Consider the following 23,322-nt stretch of genomic DNA (forward strand, 5'->3'; position numbering starts at 1 on the left):
ATCATGCCTCTGGTTGATGACGCCCTCAAGGCGAGCCTTCTGGTGTTGTACAACGCCCCTGATCGCCACTACCATAATGCGGCACACATTGAATCTCTGCTCGCCATTGCGCTGCGCCACCGACCGGCGCTTATCGACGCCGATCTGGTAGAAACGGCCATCTGGTTTCACGACGCCATTTACGACAGCGCCCGCAAGGACAATGAGGAAAAGAGCGCAGAGCTCGCAGCCCGCTACTTGTCGCGCAGGATCGTGCCAGAACGCCTGCACTGCATTGTCAGGATGATCGAAGCCACCAATACCCATCAGGTTCCTGATCTAGGCCCTGAGGACAGGCGGCGTGATGCAGCAATGTTTCTCGATATGGATCTCGCCATCCTCGGTGCTCCTCCACAGGAGTTTGATATTTACGAGGCAGCTGTCCGCAAGGAATATGCCTGGGTTAGCGAAGACGACTGGCGCAAAGGCAGGGCTGCCTTTTTGACGAATTTTCTTGCCCGCCCAAGCGTTTACAATACCCCGCTATTTTGCCAGATCTATGAGGATCAGGCACGCAAAAATCTCATCCGTTCGCTCGACAGCCTGACTTGAACTGCACGCGGTCGAAACTCGACCCCAATGGAAAAGGCCGCCCGGATCAAGGCGGCCTTTGTTATGGAGTTAGCAGTTGTGCTGATCAGAACGGTGTATTCGGATAGTCAAACTGCGCCGCATTTTCCTTGGTGATCAGTGTCGAGTTGATGATCATCGTACCGTCGACCTGCGCATTGGCCACAAAGTGGAGTGCAGTCAGATCGATGGCGGTCGCAACCATGTTGGGATTGTAGCTGACATCAACAGGCACCTGCTTGGAGCCTGCCGCCACCATTTTGACGATCTGGTTCATGCCAGCGCCGCCAACAACCCACATCTCGTCTTCACGACCGGCTTCCTTGAGAGCTTTCAGCACCCCGATCAGAATGTCGTCGTCCTGGCACCAGACCGCGTCGATCTTGGAATGCTTGGTCAAAAAGTCCTGCATCACCTTGTAGCCGTCATCGCGGTTCCAGTTGGCGAACTGGTTGTCCAGCACCTTGATCTCGGTCCCGGCGATGCCTTCCATAAAGGCATCATAACGCTGCTTGTCGATTGGGATCGGCAGGCCGCGCAGAACCACAATGTTGCCGCCATGTGGCAGCGCTTCCTTGAAATACTTCGCGGTGGTGGCTCCAAGGCCCGGATTATCGCCGGCCACGTAAAGATCCTCAATGCCCTCTTGGCTGAGCGCGCGGTCGATCACCGTCACCCATTTGCCAGCATCTTTCACCTTCTTGATCGAGGCAGTCATGGCATCCGGATCGCCTGGCAGAACCACCAGCGCGTCGATATCGCGGGTTGTGACCATGTCTTCAAGATCGGCAGCCTGCCGGGTCGAATCCGGTGCGGTCGCCAGCACGAATTTCAGGTTTGGATAGGCCTTTTCAAGACGCTCCACTGCCTGCTGCGCAAAAAAGCCTACGCCGCCAGTCCAGCCGTGATCAGCAGTCGGGACCGAAACGCCGATCGTGTAGGTCTTTTCTTCAGCAGATGCTGACCCGACGGCCACGCCCGCGACCAGCAGTCCCGCCAGCGCTGTCGATTTGATAAAATTCATGTTCATGTTTTCCTCCCGTTGATTGCCCCTTAGGGCGTTGCGTAGAACTGGAAACTTGTTAGCCGCCCGCCTTCCCGCTGCGCTGCAAGAGCACGGCGATGATGATGATTGCGCCCAGAAATGCCTGATTGAGATATGGGCTGATCAGGCTCTGCAGATTGAGAATGTTGCCAATCAATTCGAGGATGATGACACCCACCACCGTGCCCCAGATTCGGCCAAACCCGCCGCGCAAGGTGGTGCCGCCAATGATCACTGCCGCAATAGCCTGCAACTCCCAAAGCACCGCAGTCGAACTGTTGGCCGAGCCAAACTTCGGCACGTAAAGCACCGCGGCAGCGCCCACGAGCAACCCTTGGAGGATGTAGGTCATCAACCGCACCCGGTCGACCTTGATGGCTGAATAGCGCGCCACTTGCTCGTTCGACCCGATGGCCGCGATATGGCGCCCGAACGTCGTCCGCCGCAGCACAATCTCGGCAATGATCGCGACCACCGCAAACACGATAATCGGCACCGAAATGCCGAAAACCTTGCCCGAATAAAGCGGCTCGTAGATGTCGGCAGCTTGAATGTTGAGGTTCAGCGTACCCCCATCAGCGAGAAACGTGATCAGCGCACGAAAAATACCGAGCGTCCCGAGCGTCACGATAAACGGCTCGATACGCCCGACCGCAATTAAAGCACCGTTGAGCGCCCCGCCTGCGCTGCCTATGACAAGTCCGGCGAAAATTCCCAGCGCAATCACAGACCAGCCATGACCCATAGAGGATTCAGCGCCGTTGATAATGAGGATCATGACGCCGGCGATAAAAGCTGCCATCGAGCCGACCGACAGATCGAGCCCGCCGGACGTGATGACAAAGGTCGCACCAATGGCAATCAGGCCGATAAAGACCGAGCGGGCGACGATGTTGGACAGATTGGCAATGCTGAGGAAGTTTTCGTTGAGAGACGTGCCCAGCAGCATCAACAGCACCAGCGCCACGAGTGGCCCAAACACGCTGAGACGCAGATTTGGGCGGCGTTGCGCCTTGCTTTCACCGGTCGCCAAACTCGTCATGCCGCTGCCCTTTTTGCTATGCCCATCTGATGACGCACGATCTGCTCTTCGGTGATCGCATCACCTACCAATTCGCCGACGATGCGCCCGTCGCGCATCACCATGACCCGGTGGCTGAGGCCGATCACCTCCTGAAGCTCCGACGAAATCAGGATGATCGACTGGCCCTCGGCCGCCAGGGCGGCGATGATGTGATAAATCTGCTGTTTGGTTCCGACATCGATGCCGCGCGTCGGCTCATCCATGATGATGATCTGCGGTTCGCTCTCCATCGTCTTCCCGAGCATCAGCTTTTGCTGATTGCCGCCCGAAAGCTGGCCGGCCTTCACCGAGGCATCACGGGCACGGATATCAAAGCGCCGTACCGCCCGCTCCAGCGCCTTGATCTCGCTGGATGTGTCGAGGAAACCGCGTTTCAGATGCTTTTCTAGCGTTAAGAGCGTGAGGTTGGGCCGTAGCCCCATATTGATCAGCAGGCCTTTGCCTTTGCGGTCTTTCGTCATGTAGGCGAGCCCCGCTGCGACTGACTGGGCGACTGCGGTAAAATTGCCAGGCTTGCCGCCCATCTCGACGGAGCCGCCCGTCTTGTGGTTCAGCCCCACCAGTGCCTCAGCCACCGCCGTGCGCCCCGATCCGATTAGCCCGGCAAAGCCCAGCACTTCGCCGCGTCTGAGGTCGAACGAGACATCCTTGACACCGCGCGCTTCCAGATTGCGCACAGACAGAACATGCGGGGCGTCGACATCGGGTTCGTGCTTTGGCGGATAAAGGTTGGACAGTTCGCGCCCGACCATCATCTGCGCCGCTGAATCCGGCGTCAGTGCCGCAGCCGAAACAGTGGCGATCAACTGGCCGTCCCGCAGCACAGTGACCCGGTTGGCCAAGTGCATGACCTCATCGAGCTTGTGCGAAATGAATATGATCGCGACGCCGCGCGCCGTCAGCCTATTGATCTGCTCAAACAGCGTATCTGTTTCAGAGACCGAAAAGACCGCCGTCGGCTCGTCCATGATCAGAACTTTGGCATCGCGGCTGATCGCCTTGGCAATCTCAACCATCTGCTTGTCCGCAACCGACAGCTCACTGATCCGCGCCTGCGGATCAATGCCCACATGCAGCATGTCGAGGAGAGCCTGTGCCTCGGCGCGCATACGGCCGACATTAAGAAAACCGAAGCGCTTGAGCTCACGGCCAAGGAAAATCGATTCCACCACAGTCAGATGTTCGGCAAGGTTGAATTCCTGATGGATGAGGACGATGCCCAGCCCCTCCGCTTCGCCGTTCGGCGGCAGCTTCATGGGCTTGCCGTTGAAGGAGAGCGTGCCGGAGCTCGGCTGCTCAAAACCGGACAGAACCTTGATCAGCGTCGACTTGCCGGCACCGTTCTCACCGATGACGGCATGCACCTCACCGGGGAGCACATCAAAGTCGATGCTGAACAGCACCGGTATCTCGCCATAAGATTTCGAAATCCTGCTGGCCGAAAGAATCGGCGCTCCCGACGTGCCATTGCTCGTCATTCTGGAAACTCCCCCCGGACATGGCGCTCAACCTCCCGGCGCCTGACCTGAAGGCAAATGTAAAGGTTTTCATTTCCCATGTAAAGGTTTACATAATCGGTGGGTGTTATACCATCGCAGGGTCGGCATCCTGTATTCGCCCGCCATCGCGGCGCCGGATAGAGAGCCAAGGCGGGGGCTACGTGCTGCACCAGAAACTGGCGACAATCGAGGACGTTGCGGCGCTTGCTGGCGTATCTATCGCCACGGTCAGCCGTGTCGTCAACGAGCCGACCAAGGTCGCCGAAACCACGCGGCGCCGCGTCAACGATGCAATCGCACGCACCGGCTACACCACCAACGCAATGGCCCGTTCGCTGCGCATGCGCCGCAGCAACATGATCCTCATCCTCGCCCCTGACGTCGGCGATCCGAATTTTTCCAACATCCTGGTCGGCCTCGAGACGGAGGCCAGCAAGCGTGGCTACGGCATTCTCATCGGAAACACGCAAAACGACCCAACACGCGAAACCGCTTACCTGCGCTTCATCAGTTCCAATCAGGCAGACGGTCTCATCCTGCTCACTGGCCATTTACCGTTCGGCTATGTGCGGGACCAGCGCGATCAGCGCCCTCCCCCTATGGTCGCGGTCAACGAGCCGGTACCAGGCAATGACATCCCATTTGTCGGCGTCGACAATTTCGAAGGTGCCCGCATCGCCGCCGAGCACCTTGTCTCGCAAGGTCACCGGCGTATTGCTTTCGTCGGGCGCTCAAGCCGCATCGTCAACAGCTTGCGCGAGAAGGGGTATCGCGCCGCACTTGATAATGCCGGCATCCCAATTGACCCGATGCTCATTCTCGATGGTGACGGCACAACGGAGAGCGGCCGCCAGGCGATAGAGTTGATGTTTGTGCGCGATATTCTGCCGACGGCATTTCTGTGCGTGAACGATGCCACAGCGCTCGGCGTGCTCATCTCTCTCAACGCCCGCGGCTACGACCTGCCTGGGCGATTCTCGGTCATGGGTTTTGACGACATATCGTTTGCCAGCTTCGTCACGCCCTCGCTGACCACCATGAAGCAGCCGCGCTCGCGGATCGGCGAGGCCGCCATGAACTTGCTTCTGACTGTCGTGGAAGGCAAACCGGTAGAACAGCGCGAGGTTCTGTTGCGCAGTGAGTTGATCCTGCGCAATTCCGTCGCCCGGCTGGGCTAGATTCCCTTCTCGCCCAGAAACGCGATCACTTTCTGCTTGAACATCTTGTCGCCGACAGCAAGCATGTGGTCGCGCCCCTCGATAGCCAATGCCTGTGCATCGGGCATCATCGCTGCGAGAGCAACAGGATTGCCGGCGATGTCATCCGTTGTCCCCACTGCCACCAATGTCGGCTGGGTGATGCGGGCCATGTCGTTCTCGCTCAAAAGCGTGCGCGAGGTTTCGATGCAGGCGGCAAGCGCCTTGCGGTCACTGCGGGTCTGATCTGCAAACGCCCGAAACATTTTTCCGCGCGCGTGGGTAACGGTCGCGGCATCCTCGGCACGCAGCGCATCGGCGATAGGGTCCCAGTCGCCGACGCCGTCCACCATGCCGATTCCAAGACCACCAAACACCAGCGTCGCCACTTTGTCGGGCTTCGCCAGCGCCAGAAAAGCCGAGACGCGCGCGCCCATCGAATAGCCCATCACATGCGCCCGCGCGATCCCGAGATGGTCGAGCAGGGCCGCAGCGTCGCTGGCCATCTTTTCCGGCGTGTAATCCGCCGGGTCGTGGCTTTTGGTCGATTGGCCGTGGCCGCGATGGTCAAAGGCGATGGCGCGGTAGCCGGCCTCGTTCAGCGTTTTGAACCAGCCCGGTGACACCCAGTTGACGAGATGGCTTGAGGCAAATCCGTGGATCAGCAGAACCGGTTCCCCCTCGCCTCGGTCAAGGAATGCGAGATCAAAACCGTCATGTGTAAAAGAAGTCATTTTGGAAGATTGCCCGACGCTGGTGAAAAATCAGTGCGAAGCTGGCAAGGTACCCATATCGGGATGAATTTCGGCAGCCATCAGCCCCTTGTCGCCACGTCCGAACCGTACCAGCACAACCTGTCCCGGCTTCAATTCGGTGACGCCGAAGCGGCGCAGCGTTTCCATGTGGACGAAAATATCCTCGGTGCCCTCGCCACGCGTCAGGAAGCCAAACCCCTTAGTGCGGTTGAACCACTTCACCAGCGCCCGCTCCAGCCCGCTTTCGGGCGTCACGGCGACATGTGTGCGCTGCTCCTGCATTTCTGCCGGGTGCACTGCGGTGGAAAGATCGATGGAAAGCACGCTGAACGCCTGCATGCCACGGTCGCCAGGCTTAGCCAGACAAACGATACGCGCGCCTTCGAGCGCTGTCTGGAAACCATCGCGGCGCAGACACGTCACGTGCAGCAGCACGTCACCGACACCATCCTCATCCGGCAGGATGAACCCGTAGCCCTTGGCCACGTCAAACCATTTTATGGATCCAGATATCTCGGTCAGGCCGGCTTGATCGCCAGCTTCGCTCCGGGTTGACGCGTCCTCTCCCGACACGTCATGCCCCGTCAAAGAGGCTTTGTCCCCCATGCGAATGAACCCTTTCCTCGAAATGCCGCCACTGATTCTTGATTGTTAGAATAGCACTTCGGATTCCGGCCGATGCAAGTGCTGATGATCATTTTTCAGCACTACCCACGAAATACTGAGGCTGTTCTTTGCTCCGCCCGCATATATCTGGATTGGCTCATATATCGCGCTCCCCTGTTGCGGTGGCGCGAACAACCACCATATGGTCCCAACCATCCCTATCAGCGAGGAATTCACGAATGCGATATCTGCACACCATGGTCCGCGTCGCCGACCTCGACCACGCGCTCGATTTCTATGTGAACAAGTTCGGTCTCAAGGAAGTGCGCCGCATTGAAAACGAGGGCGGGCGCTTCACGCTGGTTTTCCTCGCCGCCTCCGAGGATGTGGATGCCGGAACCCGGGATAAGGCACCGCTCGTCGAGCTCACCTACAACTGGGATCCTGAAGAATACCAAGGTGGGCGCAATTTCGGCCATCTCGCCTATGAGGTCGACGACATCTACGCCACCTGCCAGAACCTGATTGACAAGGGTGTCACCATTAACCGCCCGCCCCGCGACGGCAACATGGCCTTCATCAAATCGCCCGACGGCATCTCCATCGAGCTGTTGCAAAAGGGCCCTGCAAAGGAAAAGGCCGAACCCTGGGCGTCGATGCCCAACACCGGCAGCTGGTAGGTCGCAAGCACCCGCCAAATATTAGCTTTGTGATCGCTCCACCCCACCGGCTTGCGCTCACGCACCGGCATGCTAACACCTGCTGCAAAAGCCGGGGAGCGACTGCCATGAAGGAAGTGCTGATCGAACTGGAACGTCGCCGCGCGGCAGCACGCGCCGGCGGCGGCCAGGCAAGAATCGATGCGCAGCACAAAAAGGGCAAACTGACCGCCCGCGAGCGCATCGAGGTTTTCCTCGACGATAATTCCTTCGAGGAGTTCGACATGTTCGTCGAACATCGCTCCACCGATTTTGGCATGGGCAAGCAGAAAATTTCCGGTGACGGCGTCGTCACCGGATGGGGCACGATCAATGGCCGCACTGTCTTCGTCTTCGCGAAGGATTTTACCGTTTTCGGCGGCTCGCTATCGGAGGCGCACGCTGAAAAGGTGATAAAAGTCCAGGAGATGGCGCTGCGCAACCGCGCGCCGATCATCGGGCTTTATGATGCCGGCGGCGCCCGCATCCAGGAAGGCGTTGCAGCGCTTGGCGGCTATGCCGAAATTTTTCAACGCAACGTTCTGGCTTCCGGCGTCATCCCTCAAATTTCTGTGATCATGGGCCCCTGCGCCGGTGGCGATGTCTATTCGCCTGCCATGACCGATTTCATCTTCATGGTGCGCGACACGTCCTACATGTTCGTCACCGGCCCGGATGTGGTGAAGACCGTCACCAACGAGACAGTCACCGCCGAGCAATTGGGCGGCGCATCCGTCCACACCACCAAATCCTCTATTGCCGATGGCGCCTATGACAATGACATTGAAGCATTGCTGCAGATGCGCCGGCTTATCGACCTTTTGCCGCAATCCAACACCGGCGATCTGCCCGAAATCGAATGCGCACAGGGCGTCGACGACTTTGACATGTCGCTCGACCGCCTCATCCCCGACAACGCCAACAAGCCGTATGATATCAAGGAGCTCATCCTTAAAACATGTGATGAGGCGGACTTTTTCGAGATCCAGGCCGCGTTCGCCAAAAACATCGTTACCGGCTTTGGCCGCGTCGAAGGCCGCACGGTCGGTTTCGTCGCCAATCAGCCGATGGTACTGGCTGGCGTCCTCGACAGCGATGCATCACGCAAGGCGGCCCGCTTCGTGCGCTTTTGCGATTGCTTCAACATCCCGCTCGTCACCTTCGTCGATGTCCCCGGTTTCTTGCCCGGCACAGCGCAGGAATATGGCGGCCTGATCAAGCATGGCGCAAAACTGCTCTTCGCCTATGCCGAGGCAACCGTGCCAAAAATCACCGTCATCACGCGAAAGGCCTATGGTGGCGCCTATGATGTGATGGCCTCAAAACATCTGCGCGGCGATATGAACTACGCTTGGCCGACAGCGCAGATCGCCGTCATGGGCGCCCGCGGCGCAGTCGAAATCATCTACCGCAGCGATATCGGCGACGCCGAAAAAATTGCCGCCCACACCAAGGCCTACGAGGATCGTTTCCTCTCGCCCTTCGTCGCTGCCGAGCGCGGCTACATTGACGAGGTCATCATGCCCCACGCCACCCGCAAACGGGTCGCCCGCGCACTGCGCATGCTGCGAAACAAGGACCTGCAAAACCCCTGGAAGAAGCACGACAATATTCCGCTTTAAAGACGCCGTTGTTCCATCTTGGACCGTGACCGTTTTGGAACTTTTCTGATTGGCAACACTTAATCCAGCGACCTCGCCATCGCTGGAGAACGCGCGTGCTGGACAAAACCTCGCAGCCTGAAACCATCCGCCAGCCGCCGCAGCATTCTGCCGCTGTTGCCGAACTGGTCTACACCAGCGATCAGGAACCCGGCATCAGGCGCATCAGAACCGGTCGTGCCTTCGGCTACCGAGACCCTCAGGGTGAGAAGGTCACTGACGCCGAGGTGCTTGGCCGCATCCGCAGCCTCGCCATTCCGCCGGCCTGGAACGATGTCTGGATCTGCGCCGACGAGGATGGCCATATCCAGGCCACGGGTCGCGATCTGCGCGGCCGCAAGCAATATCGCTACCATCCACGCTGGTCGTCGTGCCGAGACGAGGTCAAATATTCGAGCCTGGTCGCCTTTGCCGAAGCACTGCCGGCGTTGCGCCGCAGCGTTGACACCGATCTGCGTCGCCGTGGGCTCCCCCGCGATCGCGTCGTCGCCTCCGTCATCTGGCTGCTCGACAACACGATGATCCGCGTCGGCAATGCCGCCTATGCGCGCGACAACAAGAGCTTTGGCCTGACAACGCTGCGCGACCGCCATGTGACGATCACCGGTGGCACGTTGCGCTTCGCCTTCAAAGGCAAGTCGGGAAAACAGTGGCAATTGCAGCTGACCGATCGGCGCATCGCCAAGGTGGTGCGCGGCGCGCAAGAAATTCCCGGCCAGCATCTTTTCCAGTTTCTCGATGACGACGGCACACGCCACCCGATCCGCTCGCAGGACGTCAACGGATATATACGCGCTACGACCGGCGTCGATCTGTCATCAAAACATTTTCGCACCTGGGGCGGCACTGTCACTGCAGCTACCTTGCTCGCCAAAACCGAACTGCCCGAAAGCAAGGCCGGGCAAAGTCGCGTTCTAAATAGCGTGGTCGATCAGGTCGCCAGCCACCTCGGCAATACCAGAACCGTCTGCCGCAACTGCTATATCCACCCAATGGTGATCGAGGCGTGGGAAAGCGGCACGCTTGCCGAGACCATGAAGACCGCGCGGCGCTCATTCCGAAAGCCTATCGATGGGCTCGATGAAGAGGAAACGCAGGTGCTGAAATGGCTCAAGGCTGTCTAGCTGCAGCGGCAACAATCAACGTTCCTGCCGCCGCGCCGGCCGCCTCGACATAGGCAATATCGCGATGCACCAGCGTGGTCGAGAAGGCGCCGTCCAGCAGCAACGCAATCTGCCGTGCTAACTGCGACGCAGTTTCCAGAAATCCGGCTGCAATAAACTCCTGCTCCAGCCAGCGCTCGACGTTCTTTTTGTGCTGTGACGCAGCCTTGATCGCCGGGTGCCCCGGCATATCGACAAGTTCAGCTGCCGTGCGCAGAAAACCGCAACCCTTCCATTTCGGCTTGCGCGCCAGCGTTGCCAAATTGGTGAAGATCGCGCCGACCTTAGCCTCCAATGGCCCGTCAGCCTGGCCAAACGAGCGCTGGAACGCCTTCAGGTTTGGCCCGTCGCGCGTCTCCAGATAGGCGGCGATCAAGTCATCCTTGCTGCGAAAATGATAATAGAGCGTCTTCTTGGTAATGCCGGCGCTCTCAGCCAGCGCGTCCATGCTGACCGACCTGACACCCTTTTCGTAAAACAGCTTCTGCGCCGCTTCCTGGATAGCAATCAATGTAGCTGCGCTGTTTCTGCTCATAGCTCATACTATACCGCCTAGTGAGTATAGCAATGTCTCTACTCCTGCTACGCCAGCCTCTCCAATATGATGGAGATAAAAAACGTGGAAGCCGTTCTCTATGAAACACGCGGGCCAATCGCCGTATTGACGCTCAACCGACCCGAAAAGCTTAATGCTCTCGATTACGCGATGAACGACCGGTTGCTCTTTTTGCTGGCACAGATCGAAGCTGACGATGCAGTGCGGCTGGTCATCCTGACGGGTGCAGGACGGGCCTTTTCTGCCGGCGGCGATATTCCCGAATTCACCGAAAGTATCCGCCAGGGCACCGAGATAGCCGTGCGCGACTTCGTCCGCCGCGGTCAGGCCATGACGGCGCGCATGGAAGCGTTTTGCAAACCGGTCATCGCTGCCGTCAATGGCATTGCATTCGGTGGCGGCTGCGAGATCACCGAGGCCGTGCATCTGGCGGTCGCCAGCGAAAACGCGCTGTTTGCCAAGCCCGAGATCAACATCGGCATTCCGCCAACCTTTGGCGGCACTCAGCGCCTGCCACGACTGGCCGGCCGCAAGCGCGCGCTGCAATATCTCCTGACCGGGGACGCTTTTTCGCCGCAACGCGCCTATGAAATGGGGGTCGTCAACAAGGTGGTACCGCACGAAACGCTCATGGAAGAGGCGCTCGCGTTGGCCGACCGCATTCTGCAACACTCCCCACTTGCCACAGCGCGCATCCTTGCGGCGGTGACGCGCGGGCTGAACGTCAGCATCGCGGAAGGTCTCGAAATTGAACGGGAACAGTTTGCGCGCATGGCCGGCACTGAGGACGTGCTAGAAGGGCTGAGCGCCTGGATCAGCCGCCGCGCCCCGAATTATTGCGGACGTTGAGAGGTTCGCAGCTTAATTTGAGCGAACTGCATCCAAAGCGCGGCACTTGGCCTCGTCAATCAGCATATTGGCAACCTGCATCCGCTTTATGGCGCGTTCGCGCATATGCGCGGGCACCCGGTCGGGATGATTGCGAAAGGCGAACTCGCGACGCAAACGACCGAGTTCTCGGGGTGCGTTCAATTTCTCCAGGCCAAGCTCACGCGCGATGAGTTCCGGCTCAATCGGCAACGGCTCGGGCATCGGCGGCTGGTCGGCTGCTGCTAAAAGAGCATCAAACAAAATCTCCGGCGCCGCCATGTCACTGTATTCTGCAGCCACCGAGCCGCTGGCAACCTTTATGCGTCCCGAATGCAGTTCATTGGCCACCGAGAGATAATCAAATGGGATGTTCGCAAGAGGCTCAAACGAACGCATGCCGTCTTCGACCGGCACTGGCCTTTCGATGATCTCGTCTAGCAGCGATGCAAAATCGCCCTTCCTTGGAATGTCTCTCATCGGTCCTCGCCGACCTGTTGCAGCCGATCCTCGAAGACTAAACGCCTCGAGTTAAAAATGGCTGCAGAAGTTTTTTCGCAATTGAAACATTTTGGCCACGTCTTGCGCCGCACCACGGTCGCATTCCCCATGGTAATGTCGCCCATTAGCAGGAGATTCGTGATGAAGATGCAGCCTTTTGCACTGGGAATAGCAGCCACCTGTCTCCACACCTTGCCGGCTTTGGCAGCAGACCCGCTCTATCTCGATGACCGCTCCAATGCCGCAGCCCTCGTCCAATCGCTCTACAACGCCATCAACCGCCGTGAATATGCGCGCGCCTGGAGCTATTTTGGCGATCAGAAGCCGGCCAAGGATCTGCAGGCCTTTGCAAAAGGCTATGAGGCGACGGGGCGCGTAGACATCGAGACCGGGCCCTTCTCCGAGGAAGGCGCTGCCGGCAGCATTTTCTATTCCGTCCCCGTTGCTATCCGCGCCACCGGAACCGATGCACGCGAGCACGTTTTTGCCGGCTGCTACACCGCCCGACTTGTCAATCCGGCGATGCAGGAGGACACCTTTGCCTCGATGGTCATCGAAAAGGGCACTCTAAAACCCGCCGAGGGCGAACTTGCCGCTGTTTTGCCGGCAAGCTGCGGCGATGGCCCGCCCCCGCCCTCAAGGGACGCCGTTCTCGAAACGGTGAAGAAGCGGTTTGCATCCGCTTACGGTGGCGCCTGTCGAACATTGGAACCGGATGCCGAGCCGGGTGCAGCCGATCCGGTGGAAAGCATCGTCGCCTTCCGCCAGAAGTCGGATGCGGCCAGCGATCCCGAACGCCAGGCCCGCCTGTTTCGCTTCCCCTGTGACCAGGCAGCCTACAATTCCGCCGAAGTCTACTATCTGGCGAGCCCGGAAGGATTTGTTCAGGCGCTGCAGTTCGCCACGCCTGAACTCGATATCCGCTACGAAAGCAACGACGATCAGGCGAAGGTGGAATCCGTCACCGTCATGGGCTTCACCGCCACCGATAAGCTGGTCAACTCAGACTATTCGCCCGAAACGCACACGATCGAATCCTACAACAAATGGCGCGGCATTGGAGACGCCTCGACCATCGGCCGCTGGCTGTTTCGCGATGGATCCTTCACGCTGGTAAAATATGACGTGGACGCCAGCTATGACGGCGAGATCAACCCCGAACCCGTACTCGATTACGATACCGCGCCCTAGCCTCGCGGCACTACTGAGTCAGCATCCAGTTGAGCGTCTCGCGCCAGTCGGTCATGCGAATTGGCGTGCCGTGGCTGCCGTCGTCGAACAGCACGAATCGCGCCGGATATCCGGCTGATTTCTGACGGATCGTCTGGCAGAACGCTTTCTGGGAAGCCGGGTCAAACACCGAGTCACGGCCACCATGACCAAAGAAAATCGGCACTTTGCGCTTGAAAGCCGGGCTCGACAAATAGCTCTCGTCCCACAGCGAGCCGAGCAGCAAGAGGCCACCCATCCGCTTGGCGATCTCGGCATTTTTTGCCAGCTCGTAACAAATGCCACCGCCTGCTGAACCGCACGCCACGAACACTTCCGCGCCGGGCGACCGGTCAGCATAATGCATGATCAGTGATGCAACCTCGGCAGCCCCGCCTGCGCCAAAATCCGAAAAATCCGGCGACAGATAAAGACCGCCACTGTTGGCCACGAGGTTTTTCACGCGGTTGAAATTGCCTCCGAACGTAAAGTCGTCAACACCCTGTTTGCGGCTGCCGCCTTGGCCATGCACGTAAACAACGATCAGGCTCGCGCCTTCCGTCTGCCCAACGGCAACATGGCGAATGGCGCCAGCCGCCGTTTGCAGCGTCAAATCTTTCTGAACGCGCCGGACGCCCAGCGACACATATTTGTTTTTGACACGCCGCTCGGGAATTTCGTCGCGCCCGTTGACGTCGCGCATCTCGTCATAATCGACAATCGTGGACGACCCGGCATCTTCGTTTGCAAGGACAGCGGCGTAGGCAAACAGCGCGTCTTTCTGATGTACCAGAGTAACGGCAAAGGCTGGCGAGCCGAGGGACACCAGCAGCAGAAGGGCGATGGCTGCGATCCGTCTCACCGCTCCAACACTCCGCCCGCCAGTCGCATGGCATCCGGCGTGTCGACATCGAGGCTTGCCGCCGCCCCGATCTCCACATCGATCACCGGCAGTTCTTCGTTCTCGATCAGATGGCGTGCGCCAGTGTCACCCTTCAGCCGGGCGACCGCCGGGAACACCGCCCGTGGCAGAATAACCGGATTCCCGCGCTTGCCATGATGCGTGGCGCGCACGACCGCTGTTCCGCCGGCCGAGACGAATGCAGCAACCAGCCTGTCGATATCAGCCAATGAAACCGCAGGCATGTCGCCCAGCGTGATCAGTGCACCCGTCGCGTCTTCCGGCAGCGCCGCAATACCCGACTGCAGCGAACCGGCGAGACCTTCGGCAAACGCCGCATTGTGCGCTATTTGAAGACGCGCGCTGGCCGGCAGCAAGTTGGCGATCTTATCAGCCTGATGGCCGGTCACGACAACGATGCCCGCCACCCCGCTGGCATCAACCCTTTCGACAATCCTTTCGATCAGCGGCTGTCCGTCGAACCGCGCCAAAAGCTTGTTGGGTCCCCCCATGCGCCGCGACTGCCCGGCCGCCAGTACCACGGCAAAAACTTTTTGCGGCGGCGGCACGGTATGAATTTCACGCGGTTGCGGACGTGTCGGAATTTCCATCAAAAGTCCCCCAACGCCCATTCCAGCCAGGTCATCGGTGTCAACTCCGTTGCCGGAAAACAGGCGGTTCAGCACCCAGTCGAAACCGTTTTCCTTCGGGCTGCGCGCGCAGCCCGGCGCACCGATCACCCGCTTGCCGTCACATGTTGCAAGAACCAGCAGATTACCCGGATCAACGGGCATGCCAAGCCGATCAATTCTCCCGCCAGCCGCCCGGATCGCTGCCGGCACCACATCGTCGATGTCGCTCACCGCAGACGCGCCAAAAATGATTAAAAGATCGCAGCGCCGCAACAAATCGTGGACCGCCTCTGCGACGGCGTCGGTCTGATGCGCCGTCCTCCGTTCCGCCACGATGGTGCTGCCGGATACGGCAAGCCGCGCTTCGGTCACCCGTGTTGTCTTGTCGAGCACCGTTTGCTTGGTGCCGGGCAGCGTGGTCTGGATCAAACCAACCTTCAGCGACGCAAACGCATCCACCCAATAGGCGGTCTTATGAGCGCAGGCCCGCTCCACGGCCGCCAGCACGTCATCAGGCACTGCAAAAGGAATGATCTTGACCGTCGCCACCATTGTCCCTGCTTCAACCACGCTGGCATGGGCAAGCGTTGCAACGGTAACTGAAGGGTCTACCGCGTTGACAGCTTTGATCAATTCTCCGTCCACGCGATAAAGCCCGGCAGTGCGCGCATGGAGATTGACCCGTCCTGTCGCCGCTGGCCGGGCATCGATATTGCGCGCGGACAAACAGAGGGCGATACGCTCTGCAGCCCGGTCTTCCACCACATCGCCGGCCTCAAGCACAGCCGCAATGACGCTCTCCTGTCCTGCGGCGCGCAGTGCTGCAACATCGTCGGCGGTGAGCACATGCGCCTTGCGCAACCGCTTGCCGTCAACAAGCGTCGCATGGGCCAAAATCGCGCCTTCCGCAAAATCCAGTGTGACCGGTCCGAACTTCAAGCGGCAACGTCTCCGCTTCGGTCGCTCGACCCGCGCGAGCGCAGCGCGCCTATAATCTGCGCCAGAACGGCAACGGCAATCTCAGCCGGGCTTGCCGCACCGATTGGAAGGCCGATCGGCGCCTGAATCTGCTCGATCATCGCCGCAGCTGCACCCAGCGCCAAAAGCCGCTCAACGCGCTTTGCGTGGGTTTTGCGGCTGCCCAGTGCACCGACATAAAAACAGCCCGCATCCAATGCTGCCTTCAGCGCAAAATCGTCGATCTTGGGATCATGCGTCACTGCTGCAACCGCCGTATAGGCATCAAGCGGCTGGCGCGAAAGCACCTCCTCTGGCCATTCCGCATGCAATGCAATGCCCGGAAACCGCTCCGAAGTAGCAAAAGCGGTGCGCGGATCAATAATCTCAATCTCGTAGCCGGCAATCTGAGCCATCGGCGCCAGCGCTTGGCTGATATGCACCGCCCCGATCACCACCAGACGCGGGCGCGGCACGTGAACGTTGAGAAAGAAGCTGCGTCCTGCCGCTTCAATTGTCCCGGATCGCCCGGACCGGAGAACCTTGCCGATTGCCTCACCGAGCGCGCCGGAAACCGGGTCGCCCTCGTGCACCACACGGTCGCGTCCGTCACCCAGATCGGTGACCAGCACCGAAGCCTGCCGCAACCGCCGTGCCTCGTTGAGCTTCTTTAGATTAAATGGATCCACGTAAAACTCCCCCGTCCCGCTCAGCCGAGCCGCTCGACATAGACCTTGATCCGCCCGCCGCAGGAAAGCCCAACCTGCCAGGCGGTTTCGTCGGCTACGCCGAATTCAAGCATTTTTGGCCGGCCGGTTTCAAGAATATCGGCCGCTTCGGAGATCACCGCACCTTCGACACAGCCGCCGGACACCGAACCGTGAAAATTACCGTCGGCGTCGATGACCAGATGGCTTCCGACAGGGCGCGGCGCAGAGCCCCAGGTCTCCACTACGGTGGCGATGGCGACAATTTTGCCGCTTTCCATCCACTCTTCGGCAATGAACAGCGGGTCGCGGCTCTCATCCAGCATTGCGGCAGGTTTCATAGCGGTCATCGGCAGGCCCTCCATCATCCATCATATGGTCACGCAGCATGAGGATTTCCAAGCCAGCGCCGTGGATTGGTGTCGCGTCCCGGCTTCGCGCCTAGGGCAGCGCAAAGGTCTCCCAACGCATTCAGATTGTGCACGGGTCGAAACTCATCGACATAGGGAAGCATCGCCCTAACCCCCCTGGCGCGCGCCTCGAATCCTTCGAAGCGCAACAGCGGATTGAGCCAGATCAGCCGCTTGCACGATTTGCGCAGCCGCTCCATCTCGGCTGGCAGATTGCCTATATCATCGCGCTCCAGCCCGTCGGTGATCAGCAATACCACCGCCCCCTGCCCCAGCACGCGACGCGACCACATCCGATTGAACTCCCAAAGCGTATCGGCAATGCGTGTCCCACCAGACCAGTCCCGCACCGCGTCAGCGCTGGTCGCCAGCGCCTCGTCGGCATCGCGGTGGCGCATCTGGCGCGTCAGATTGGTCAGACGCGTGCCGAACACGAACGTATGGACACGCCGCCGCTTGTCGGACAGCGTATGCAGGAAATGCAGGAATATACGGGTATACTGGCTCATCGAGCCGGAAATGTCCGCCAGAACCACAAGCGGCGGCTCGATCTCGCGATGCGCGCGAAATTTTGGTAGGATCAGCGCGCCGCCGGTGCGTTGCGCAGCCCTCATCATGGCGCGCGGATCGATGCGCCTGCCATGCGGATCAGGCCGAAAACGGCGCGTGCGCACAGCCTCGAACGGCAGCCGGAGATCGGCAATTGCCTTCTTGGCAGCGTTGAGCTCGACAACGCTCATCTGCGCAAAATCCTTGGCCCTCAGCATTTCATTGCCGGAAACAGTGAACCTTGCGTCGATTTCAAGCTCGGGAACTTCCTGAGCCGGCCGCCTGTCGTCGTGCCCCGGCAGCATCGCCTCGGCAACGCGCGTCTCGGCACTGCGCGGCTTTTGCTTTTCGCGCGTATCGGGCGCGACCGGCGAAAACATCGCCATCATCTTTTCGATCAGCTCCCGCGACTTCCAGAACAGTCGGAACGCCTCGTCAAAAGTCGCGTGGTCTTCGTGCCGGTTGATCAGCACTGCATGAAGAGTCCAGTAAAAATCCTCGCGGCTGCCGATGCCTGCCGCCAGCACCGCCTCGATGGCATCCTTCACCGAAGCTGGCCCGACGCGAATGCCGGCCTTGCGCAAGACGCGCGCGAAATAGACGATGTTTTCGGCGATCCGGCCCTGCGTTCCGGCGGCATCGGGCAATTGTGGCGTGTCCGCTTGCATCCTGCCTCTACTCGGCCGCCGCAAGTTCGGCTTTCACCTCGTCCAGGATACGCTTGCCCTCGCCTGCGCCGATACGCGCGATGTCGTCCTGGTATTTGAGCAGCACGCCAATCGTGTCCGTGACCGTCTCCGGGTCGAGCGCAATCTTGTCGAGTTCGTGCAGCGCGCCTGCCCAGTCAATCGTCTCGGCCACGCCCGGCACCTTGAACAATTCAAGCTCGCGCAGTCTTTGCACGAAGGCGACAACTTCCGCCGACAATCTTTTGCCTGCTTCCGGTACCCGGCGATGAACGATTTCAAGCTCGCGCGCTGCATCCGGATAGTCCACCCAGTGGTAGAGACAGCGCCGTTTCAGCGCGTCATGGATCTCACGCGTCCGGTTGGAGGTGATGATGACAATCGGCGGCTCCTCCGCCTTAATCGTGCCAAGCTCCGGCACGGTCACCTGAAAGTCTGACAGTATCTCCAGCAAAAACGCCTCGAACGCTTCGTCCGTGCGGTCGAGCTCATCGATCAGAAAAACCGGAGCCGCGCCCTTCTTTCCGGTCAACGCCTCGAGCACCGGGCGGCGGATCAAATATTTCTCGGAAAAGACATTCTTTTCCATGTCCGACCGGTTCACCCCGCCGGTCGCCTCTTCCATGCGAATCTCGATCATCTGCGCGGCATAGTTCCACTCATAGACCGCAGACGAGACATCCAGCCCCTCATAACATTGCAGCCGTATCAACCGGCGCCCGAGCGAGGATGCCAGAACCTTGGCGATTTCCGTCTTCCCGACCCCTGCCTCACCTTCAAGGAAAAGCGGGCGACCCATCCGCAGGCTGAGAAACAGTACCGTCGCCAGAGAACGGTCGGCGACGTAGTCGGCACCCGCCAAAAGCGCCATTGTCTCATCGATGGATTGGGGAACGGGGCGCGGTTCGGACATATTTTTCTCCGCCCTCAAAGAAGCTCGCGATAGCTACGGTTGTGATAGAGCAGAGGGTGCAAAGTGTCGCCGATCCTGAGCCCGGTCACCTTTCCAAAAAGCACCCGGTGCGTGGCAAGATCCTTGCTGTCGATAAGTTCGCAGTCAAACACAGCGGTCGCGTCGCGCAGCGTCGGCGCGCCAGTAGCGATTTTGTCCCAAAGGCCAAGCTCGAACCGCTGGTCGGCACTCAACCCGGTCAGCCCGGAAAAAGCGGTGGCAATGTCCTGCTGCCCGGAAGCCAGCGTGTTCAGCGCGAAACATCCGTTTTTGACAAAAAGATCGTTGCTCTCATTCTCACGGTTGAGACACGCGAGAATGATGGGCGGCGAATCGGAAACGGAGCATGCGGCAATCACCGTCACGCCGCGACGTCCAGCCGTACCGTCAGTTGCGATCACATGCACGGCGCCAGCAAACTGCGCCATCGCGTCCCGGTAGGCCTGAGGCCCCACGTCGTTGATTTTCAACACTGGCGAATCCAAGAAATGCAAGCTCCCGCTACCGTATATAGAAGCTGGGACCTATGTCACAAGCGCAGCGCTATCTCCAATGTTGCGCCGCGCCGGAGCAGCCGCTACCTGTTGGGTAACATGAAGCACCTGACTGCACATAAATTACCGCGATCCTCGCTGGCCAGACGCCTGACTGCTCTTGCAGCGGTGGCGGTCGCTATGGCCTCGAACACTCTGCCGGTTTTGGCTGCGGACGCGCGGATTGGGCTGGCCGCGCCGTTCAGCGGCACTGCGTCGCTTCTGGGCGGGCAGATACATGCCGGCGTGACCACCGCCATCGGGGCTCATTCCTCGCTCGATCTGGAAATTGCAGATGACGCCTGCACTGCTGAAGGCGGCGCCAAGGCAGCCAATCAATTTGTCACGACAAAAGTATCCATCGTGGTCGGATTCCTGTGCACCGAAGCGCTCGAGGCGGCCATGCCAATTCTTAAACTGGCAGACATTCCGGTCATTACGATCGGCGCGCGCACCGACAGCCTCACTGACCTTCGCGACAAGACAGGCTGGCCGCTTTTCCGCCTTGCCCCGCGTGCCAGTGCCGAGCAGGCAGCCGCAGCATCCCTCATACCCGCACTGTGGCGCGAATCACTGTTCGCGATCATCGACGATGGCACCATTTACGGGCGGGAACTGGCCAGCAGCGTACGCGCCGGCGCCGAAGCGCGCAGCCTGAAGCCGGTCTTCACCGACACATTTCGCCCTGATCTCGACAATCAGGTCGGGCTGGTTGGTCGGTTGCGCAAAGCCGGCACCACCCACCTGTTTGTCGGCGGCGAACGCAGTGATATCGCCATTATCGCACGCGATGCCAGAAAGCTCGGTCTGGACCTCACCATTGCCGGAGGCGAAGCGCTGCGCTCGGCGCCAGGCGATGTGCCGCTTGAACCGGGCATCCTGATGCTGGGTTTGCCCAACCCCGCCGATGAAGCGTCCGCAGAAGCCCTTGCACTGCTGGAGGCCCGAAAGATCGAACCGGACGGCTATGTGCTGCCCGCCTTTGCCGCAGTCGAAATTGCAGCGGCGGCGCTCCTCCAGGTTCCCACTGGCAGCCCCCTTTCTGAAACACTTGGCAAGACATCGTTCACGACCGCGCTTGGGCAAATCCAGTTTGATGCAAAGGGCGACCTGAAGGAAAATCCGTACCGCCTTTACCGTTACAACGGCATGGCGTTCGTGGAAGCGGGGGATTGAATATGCCGTTTCGAGCCGGCCCCAAAAACCTGATCACCGACGTTGCCGGCATTTCTGTGGGCAATGCCGCGGACCCAGAGCTGAAATCCGGCACGACCGTGGTGCTGTGCGATGAACCGGCGGTCGCCGGCGTCCAGGTGTTGGGCGGCGCCCCCGGCACCCGCGAGACCGATCTTCTGGAGCCGCACAATTCGGTCGAGGCCATCCATGCGCTGGTCCTGTCCGGCGGTTCGGCCTTCGGGCTCGATGCGGCGTCGGGCGTACAAGCTTTTTTGCGCGAAAAGCGAATCGGGTTTGAACTGGGCGGTCAGATAATACCACTCGTGCCCGCAGCCATCCTCTTTGATCTCATCAATGGCGGCAACAAGGATTGGGGCCGTTACCCACCATATCGTGACCTCGGCTATCAGGCCGCCGAAAACGCCGGAGAGAATTTTGAGCTCGGCACCAAGGGCGCCGGCTATGGCGCAACCACCAGCGGCCTGAAGGGCGGCCTTGGCTCGGCCTCGACAAAACTCGACAGCGGCATCACCGTCGGTGCGCTTGTCGCCGCCAATCCCACCGGCTCGGTCACGGTCGGAAGCACCCGCAATTTCTGGGCAGCACCTTTCGAGATTGGCGACGAATTTGGTGGCCTTGGATTTCCAGATCCATTTCCCGCCGATGCACAGGACCTGTCGATCAAGTACCGCCTCATGGCCCGCGCCGGCGCGAACACAACCATCGCTGTCATCGCAACCGACGCAGTCTTGACCAAGGGCGCAGCAAAGCGCCTGGCGATAGCCGCCCATGACGGCTTTGCCCGCGCCATCTGGCCGACGCATACCCCAGTGGATGGCGATCTCGTCTTCGGCCTGGCAACCGGGAAAAGCGGCGTTTCACCGTCCCCCGATACCGCGCTTGATCTCTATGCCGCAGCTGGCGCAACCATGGCGCGCGCCATCGCGCGAGCGGTATTCAGCGCAACCAAGACGCCCAACGACCTGTTCCCCACATGGTCATCGCGCTAACCAGTACGTCCCCGAACAGCGCGATCATGAAAGCCGTGCTATCCTGGCACACACCTCACAACGGAGCAGACCCCATGACCCTTAGAAACCTGCCCCTGCTTGCCGCCTTGCTGCTTCTGGCATCGGCCTCGATAACCCGCGCCGGCGACGTCGCAACCCTCAACGTCCTTGGCTTCAACGCCAGTGGCAGTGTCTTTGCCTTCGAGGAATATGGCGTCCAGGATGGCTCCGGCTTTCCCTACGCCAGCCGCACCTATATCGATACCGCGACCGACACATTCCTGCCCGGCTCGCCGATATCGGTCCGGCTCGACAATGACGGCGCAACGCTTGAACAGGCGCGAGCGCAAGCGCGTGCGACGGGTGATGCCCTCGTCCCCGAATCGGTGTTGCTGAAAAACAGCGGCTTTACCGTGGGCTCCAACGCATTGACGGAACTCAATGCCGATCCGTTCCGCATGGTGGTCAATCCGCGACCTGTGTTTGCTCCTGTCGATCCACCACTGGAATTCCGTCTTGAAGAAATTCCACTTCCGCCGGTGGGCGGCTGCGGCTCGCAGGGGGACGCGGCCGGGTTTCGTCTCCTGCGGGTCGATGCCACCCAGAACGGTCAGACCACGGTGCTGCACGAAGACGCCAAAATTCCCCTGAGTCGACACTGCCCCAACGGCTATCGCATCGGCGGCGTTCAGACCTTCTATGATGGCAACACACCCGTTTACGCCGTCCTGATCGCGGTGCAGCAATATGGGTTTGAAGGCCCCAACTTCCGCTGGATCGCGGTGACAGGCAGACTGTGATCACCACAACCCAGCCAGAACCGACACCCCTGCACCGCCTTGTCGACCGCGCGGTGCGGGCCATTCCAACAGCCCGCCAGGCTTTTTTCGGTAGCGCAGTCTGGGCATTGGCGATGGCCGCCAGCGCCCTGATCGGGATATCGGGCCTTGACTGGGAAACCGCTGCAAAAGTGCGTCAGGTCGTCGTCATCTTTGCACTGGGCGGCGCGCTGGCCTTTCCGTTGGGCCTGTTTGCGGCGCACTTCATGGCCATGGGCCGCTCGCGCGAAACCGCGATTGCCGCCGCATTCCTCGCTTTTGGTCTGGCGACGGTAGCCGCCATCGGTCTGGTCTTTGCATTCGACTACCGGACTTACTATGCAGAATGGCACGCCGACGCCGGCACCTATGTCTGGCTGCTGCAACTCACGTTCACCACCCTGGCGGCGCTCTATCAGTTTGGCGTGCTGGGACTGCGGCTTCTGTTCCCGGTCGGTTTTCTGGCGCTGCTCGGCGTCTCGATCTGGTTTGCCCGTTTGCCGCGTTGAGCAATTTGGCACTCTCTGCTAGGGACCGGGCGA

The 23,322-nt window shown here is 60.0% G+C and carries 25 protein-coding genes; 11 read left to right on the top strand and 14 right to left on the bottom strand.

The genetic code is table 11. The annotated features are described in order from the left end of the window. Positions 1-3: 3 nt before the first annotated feature. Complete coding sequence (locus tag GA830_RS14775) at positions 4-591, top strand: HD domain-containing protein (protein ID WP_195162562.1); 588 nt, start codon at positions 4-6, stop codon at positions 589-591. An 85-nt stretch (positions 592-676) separates the two neighbouring features. On the opposite strand, the gene GA830_RS14780 is transcribed toward GA830_RS14775, so the two are convergent. The 3 genes from GA830_RS14780 to GA830_RS14790 are packed head-to-tail and all read right to left on the bottom strand — an operon-like array spanning position 677 to position 4,216. Further along, positions 677-1,639, bottom strand: a complete 963-nt coding sequence (locus tag GA830_RS14780; RefSeq protein WP_308460449.1) for a substrate-binding domain-containing protein — start codon at positions 1,637-1,639, stop codon at positions 677-679. Positions 1,640-1,691: 52 nt separating this feature from the next. Further along, entirely contained in the window at positions 1,692-2,696 is a 1,005-nt protein-coding gene (locus tag GA830_RS14785) for an ABC transporter permease (protein WP_195162563.1), read from the bottom strand. Continuing rightward, positions 2,693-4,216, bottom strand: coding sequence for a sugar ABC transporter ATP-binding protein (locus GA830_RS14790; RefSeq protein WP_195162564.1), 1,524 nt, complete (start codon positions 4,214-4,216; stop codon positions 2,693-2,695). Before GA830_RS14790 ends, GA830_RS14785 begins: the two co-directional genes overlap by 4 nt. Positions 4,217-4,236: 20 nt before the next feature. Here GA830_RS14790 and GA830_RS14795 point away from each other — a divergent pair, with 20 nt between their 5' ends. Continuing rightward, positions 4,237-5,415: a LacI family DNA-binding transcriptional regulator gene (locus GA830_RS14795; protein ID WP_195162565.1), complete on the top strand. Its 1,179-nt coding sequence runs from the start codon at positions 4,237-4,239 to the stop codon at positions 5,413-5,415. On the opposite strand, the gene GA830_RS14800 is transcribed toward GA830_RS14795, so the two are convergent. Continuing rightward, positions 5,412-6,167 (bottom strand): alpha/beta fold hydrolase, encoded by a 756-nt coding sequence (locus GA830_RS14800; RefSeq protein WP_195162566.1) that lies wholly within the window; start codon positions 6,165-6,167, stop codon positions 5,412-5,414. The genes GA830_RS14795 and GA830_RS14800 overlap by 4 nt on opposite strands. A 30-nt stretch (positions 6,168-6,197) precedes the next feature. Next, complete coding sequence (locus tag GA830_RS14805; RefSeq protein WP_195162567.1) at positions 6,198-6,794, bottom strand: cold-shock protein; 597 nt, start codon at positions 6,792-6,794, stop codon at positions 6,198-6,200. Between the two features lie 239 nt (positions 6,795-7,033). On the opposite strand from GA830_RS14805, the gene GA830_RS14810 reads away from it, so the two are divergent. The 3 genes from GA830_RS14810 (at position 7,034) to GA830_RS14820 (ending at position 10,277) form a co-directional block, all read left to right on the top strand. Next, positions 7,034-7,474, top strand: a complete 441-nt coding sequence (locus tag GA830_RS14810; RefSeq protein WP_195162568.1) for a VOC family protein — start codon at positions 7,034-7,036, stop codon at positions 7,472-7,474. A 107-nt stretch (positions 7,475-7,581) separates the two neighbouring features. After that, positions 7,582-9,114 (top strand): acyl-CoA carboxylase subunit beta, encoded by a 1,533-nt coding sequence (locus GA830_RS14815; protein ID WP_195162569.1) that lies wholly within the window; start codon positions 7,582-7,584, stop codon positions 9,112-9,114. A 95-nt stretch (positions 9,115-9,209) separates the two neighbouring features. Next, positions 9,210-10,277: a DNA topoisomerase IB gene (locus tag GA830_RS14820; RefSeq protein WP_195162570.1), complete on the top strand. Its 1,068-nt coding sequence runs from the start codon at positions 9,210-9,212 to the stop codon at positions 10,275-10,277. On the opposite strand, the gene GA830_RS14825 is transcribed toward GA830_RS14820, so the two are convergent. Then, positions 10,264-10,851: a TetR/AcrR family transcriptional regulator gene (locus GA830_RS14825; RefSeq protein WP_195162571.1), complete on the bottom strand. Its 588-nt coding sequence runs from the start codon at positions 10,849-10,851 to the stop codon at positions 10,264-10,266. The genes GA830_RS14820 and GA830_RS14825 overlap by 14 nt on opposite strands. Positions 10,852-10,917: 66 nt before the next feature. Between GA830_RS14825 and GA830_RS14830 the strand changes: the two genes are divergently transcribed. Continuing rightward, complete coding sequence (locus GA830_RS14830) at positions 10,918-11,721, top strand: crotonase/enoyl-CoA hydratase family protein (protein ID WP_195162572.1); 804 nt, start codon at positions 10,918-10,920, stop codon at positions 11,719-11,721. Between the two features lie 12 nt (positions 11,722-11,733). Here the strand turns inward: GA830_RS14830 and GA830_RS14835 are convergent, their stop codons facing one another. After that, positions 11,734-12,156 carry a hypothetical protein gene (locus GA830_RS14835; RefSeq protein WP_258045458.1) on the bottom strand — a complete coding sequence of 141 codons (423 nt, stop codon included), beginning with the start codon at positions 12,154-12,156 and terminating at the stop codon, positions 11,734-11,736. A 225-nt stretch (positions 12,157-12,381) separates the two neighbouring features. Between GA830_RS14835 and GA830_RS14840 the strand changes: the two genes are divergently transcribed. After that, the gene (locus GA830_RS14840; RefSeq protein WP_258045459.1) at positions 12,382-13,431 is read left to right on the top strand and encodes a DUF1176 domain-containing protein; all 1,050 of its coding nucleotides are present in this window, start codon (positions 12,382-12,384) and stop codon (positions 13,429-13,431) included. 10 nt (positions 13,432-13,441) lie between these two features. On the opposite strand, the gene GA830_RS14845 is transcribed toward GA830_RS14840, so the two are convergent. From GA830_RS14845 to GA830_RS14875, 7 genes are read right to left on the bottom strand one after another with little or no spacing between them, the layout of a single operon-like run. Further along, the gene (locus GA830_RS14845; RefSeq protein ID WP_374939275.1) at positions 13,442-14,311 is read right to left on the bottom strand and encodes an alpha/beta hydrolase; all 870 of its coding nucleotides are present in this window, start codon (positions 14,309-14,311) and stop codon (positions 13,442-13,444) included. Beyond that, on the bottom strand, positions 14,308-15,921 hold the full coding sequence (locus GA830_RS14850; protein WP_195162574.1) for an NTP transferase domain-containing protein: 1,614 nt from the start codon (positions 15,919-15,921) through the stop codon (positions 14,308-14,310). Before GA830_RS14850 ends, GA830_RS14845 begins: the two co-directional genes overlap by 4 nt. Beyond that, complete coding sequence (locus GA830_RS14855; protein WP_195162575.1) at positions 15,918-16,628, bottom strand: XdhC family protein; 711 nt, start codon at positions 16,626-16,628, stop codon at positions 15,918-15,920. The genes GA830_RS14850 and GA830_RS14855 overlap by 4 nt, the downstream gene beginning before the upstream one ends. Before the next feature lie 20 nt (positions 16,629-16,648). Continuing rightward, positions 16,649-16,987, bottom strand: coding sequence for an XdhC family protein (locus GA830_RS14860; RefSeq protein ID WP_195164977.1), 339 nt, complete (start codon positions 16,985-16,987; stop codon positions 16,649-16,651). Between the two features lie 38 nt (positions 16,988-17,025). Continuing rightward, on the bottom strand, positions 17,026-18,273 hold the full coding sequence (locus GA830_RS14865) for a vWA domain-containing protein (RefSeq protein WP_195162576.1): 1,248 nt from the start codon (positions 18,271-18,273) through the stop codon (positions 17,026-17,028). Between the two features lie 7 nt (positions 18,274-18,280). Then, the gene (locus tag GA830_RS14870) at positions 18,281-19,204 is read right to left on the bottom strand and encodes an AAA family ATPase (protein ID WP_195162577.1); all 924 of its coding nucleotides are present in this window, start codon (positions 19,202-19,204) and stop codon (positions 18,281-18,283) included. Between the two features lie 14 nt (positions 19,205-19,218). Further along, the gene (locus GA830_RS14875) at positions 19,219-19,716 is read right to left on the bottom strand and encodes a flavin reductase (protein WP_195162578.1); all 498 of its coding nucleotides are present in this window, start codon (positions 19,714-19,716) and stop codon (positions 19,219-19,221) included. A gap of 201 nt (positions 19,717-19,917) precedes the next feature. On the opposite strand from GA830_RS14875, the gene GA830_RS14880 reads away from it, so the two are divergent. From GA830_RS14880 to GA830_RS14895, 4 genes are all read left to right on the top strand, one after another. Then, positions 19,918-20,952: a branched-chain amino acid ABC transporter substrate-binding protein gene (locus tag GA830_RS14880; RefSeq protein WP_195162579.1), complete on the top strand. Its 1,035-nt coding sequence runs from the start codon at positions 19,918-19,920 to the stop codon at positions 20,950-20,952. Between the two features lie 2 nt (positions 20,953-20,954). Then, on the top strand, positions 20,955-21,962 hold the full coding sequence (locus GA830_RS14885; RefSeq protein WP_195162580.1) for a P1 family peptidase: 1,008 nt from the start codon (positions 20,955-20,957) through the stop codon (positions 21,960-21,962). Between the two features lie 74 nt (positions 21,963-22,036). Next, positions 22,037-22,762, top strand: a complete 726-nt coding sequence (locus GA830_RS14890; protein WP_195162581.1) for a DUF2259 domain-containing protein — start codon at positions 22,037-22,039, stop codon at positions 22,760-22,762. Next, positions 22,759-23,289 (top strand): hypothetical protein, encoded by a 531-nt coding sequence (locus tag GA830_RS14895; protein WP_308460450.1) that lies wholly within the window; start codon positions 22,759-22,761, stop codon positions 23,287-23,289. Before GA830_RS14890 ends, GA830_RS14895 begins: the two co-directional genes overlap by 4 nt. Positions 23,290-23,322 lie beyond the last annotated feature (33 nt).

This window comes from Mesorhizobium sp. NBSH29 (genome assembly GCF_015500055.1).
Taxonomy (GTDB): Bacteria; Pseudomonadota; Alphaproteobacteria; order Rhizobiales; family Rhizobiaceae; genus Neomesorhizobium.

Excerpts from the sequence above, each read along its gene's own strand:
- GA830_RS14775 (WP_195162562.1), top strand. The coding sequence starts at position 4 with ATGCCTCTGGTTGATGACGCCCTCAAGGCGAGCCTTCTGGTGTTGTAC.
- GA830_RS14780 (WP_308460449.1), bottom strand. The coding sequence starts at position 1,639 with ATGAACATGAATTTTATCAAATCGACAGCGCTGGCGGGACTGCTGGTC.
- GA830_RS14785 (WP_195162563.1), bottom strand. The coding sequence starts at position 2,696 with ATGACGAGTTTGGCGACCGGTGAAAGCAAGGCGCAACGCCGCCCAAAT.
- GA830_RS14790 (WP_195162564.1), bottom strand. The coding sequence starts at position 4,216 with ATGACGAGCAATGGCACGTCGGGAGCGCCGATTCTTTCGGCCAGCAGG.
- GA830_RS14795 (WP_195162565.1), top strand. The coding sequence starts at position 4,237 with ATGGCGCTCAACCTCCCGGCGCCTGACCTGAAGGCAAATGTAAAGGTT.
- GA830_RS14800 (WP_195162566.1), bottom strand. The coding sequence starts at position 6,167 with ATGACTTCTTTTACACATGACGGTTTTGATCTCGCATTCCTTGACCGA.
- GA830_RS14805 (WP_195162567.1), bottom strand. The coding sequence starts at position 6,794 with ATGGGGGACAAAGCCTCTTTGACGGGGCATGACGTGTCGGGAGAGGAC.
- GA830_RS14810 (WP_195162568.1), top strand. The coding sequence starts at position 7,034 with ATGCGATATCTGCACACCATGGTCCGCGTCGCCGACCTCGACCACGCG.
- GA830_RS14815 (WP_195162569.1), top strand. The coding sequence starts at position 7,582 with ATGAAGGAAGTGCTGATCGAACTGGAACGTCGCCGCGCGGCAGCACGC.
- GA830_RS14825 (WP_195162571.1), bottom strand. The coding sequence starts at position 10,851 with ATGAGCAGAAACAGCGCAGCTACATTGATTGCTATCCAGGAAGCGGCG.
- GA830_RS14830 (WP_195162572.1), top strand. The coding sequence starts at position 10,918 with ATGATGGAGATAAAAAACGTGGAAGCCGTTCTCTATGAAACACGCGGG.
- GA830_RS14840 (WP_258045459.1), top strand. The coding sequence starts at position 12,382 with ATGAAGATGCAGCCTTTTGCACTGGGAATAGCAGCCACCTGTCTCCAC.
- GA830_RS14860 (WP_195164977.1), bottom strand. The coding sequence starts at position 16,987 with ATGAAACCTGCCGCAATGCTGGATGAGAGCCGCGACCCGCTGTTCATT.
- GA830_RS14865 (WP_195162576.1), bottom strand. The coding sequence starts at position 18,273 with ATGCAAGCGGACACGCCACAATTGCCCGATGCCGCCGGAACGCAGGGC.
- GA830_RS14870 (WP_195162577.1), bottom strand. The coding sequence starts at position 19,204 with ATGTCCGAACCGCGCCCCGTTCCCCAATCCATCGATGAGACAATGGCG.
- GA830_RS14880 (WP_195162579.1), top strand. The coding sequence starts at position 19,918 with ATGGCCTCGAACACTCTGCCGGTTTTGGCTGCGGACGCGCGGATTGGG.
- GA830_RS14885 (WP_195162580.1), top strand. The coding sequence starts at position 20,955 with ATGCCGTTTCGAGCCGGCCCCAAAAACCTGATCACCGACGTTGCCGGC.
- GA830_RS14890 (WP_195162581.1), top strand. The coding sequence starts at position 22,037 with ATGACCCTTAGAAACCTGCCCCTGCTTGCCGCCTTGCTGCTTCTGGCA.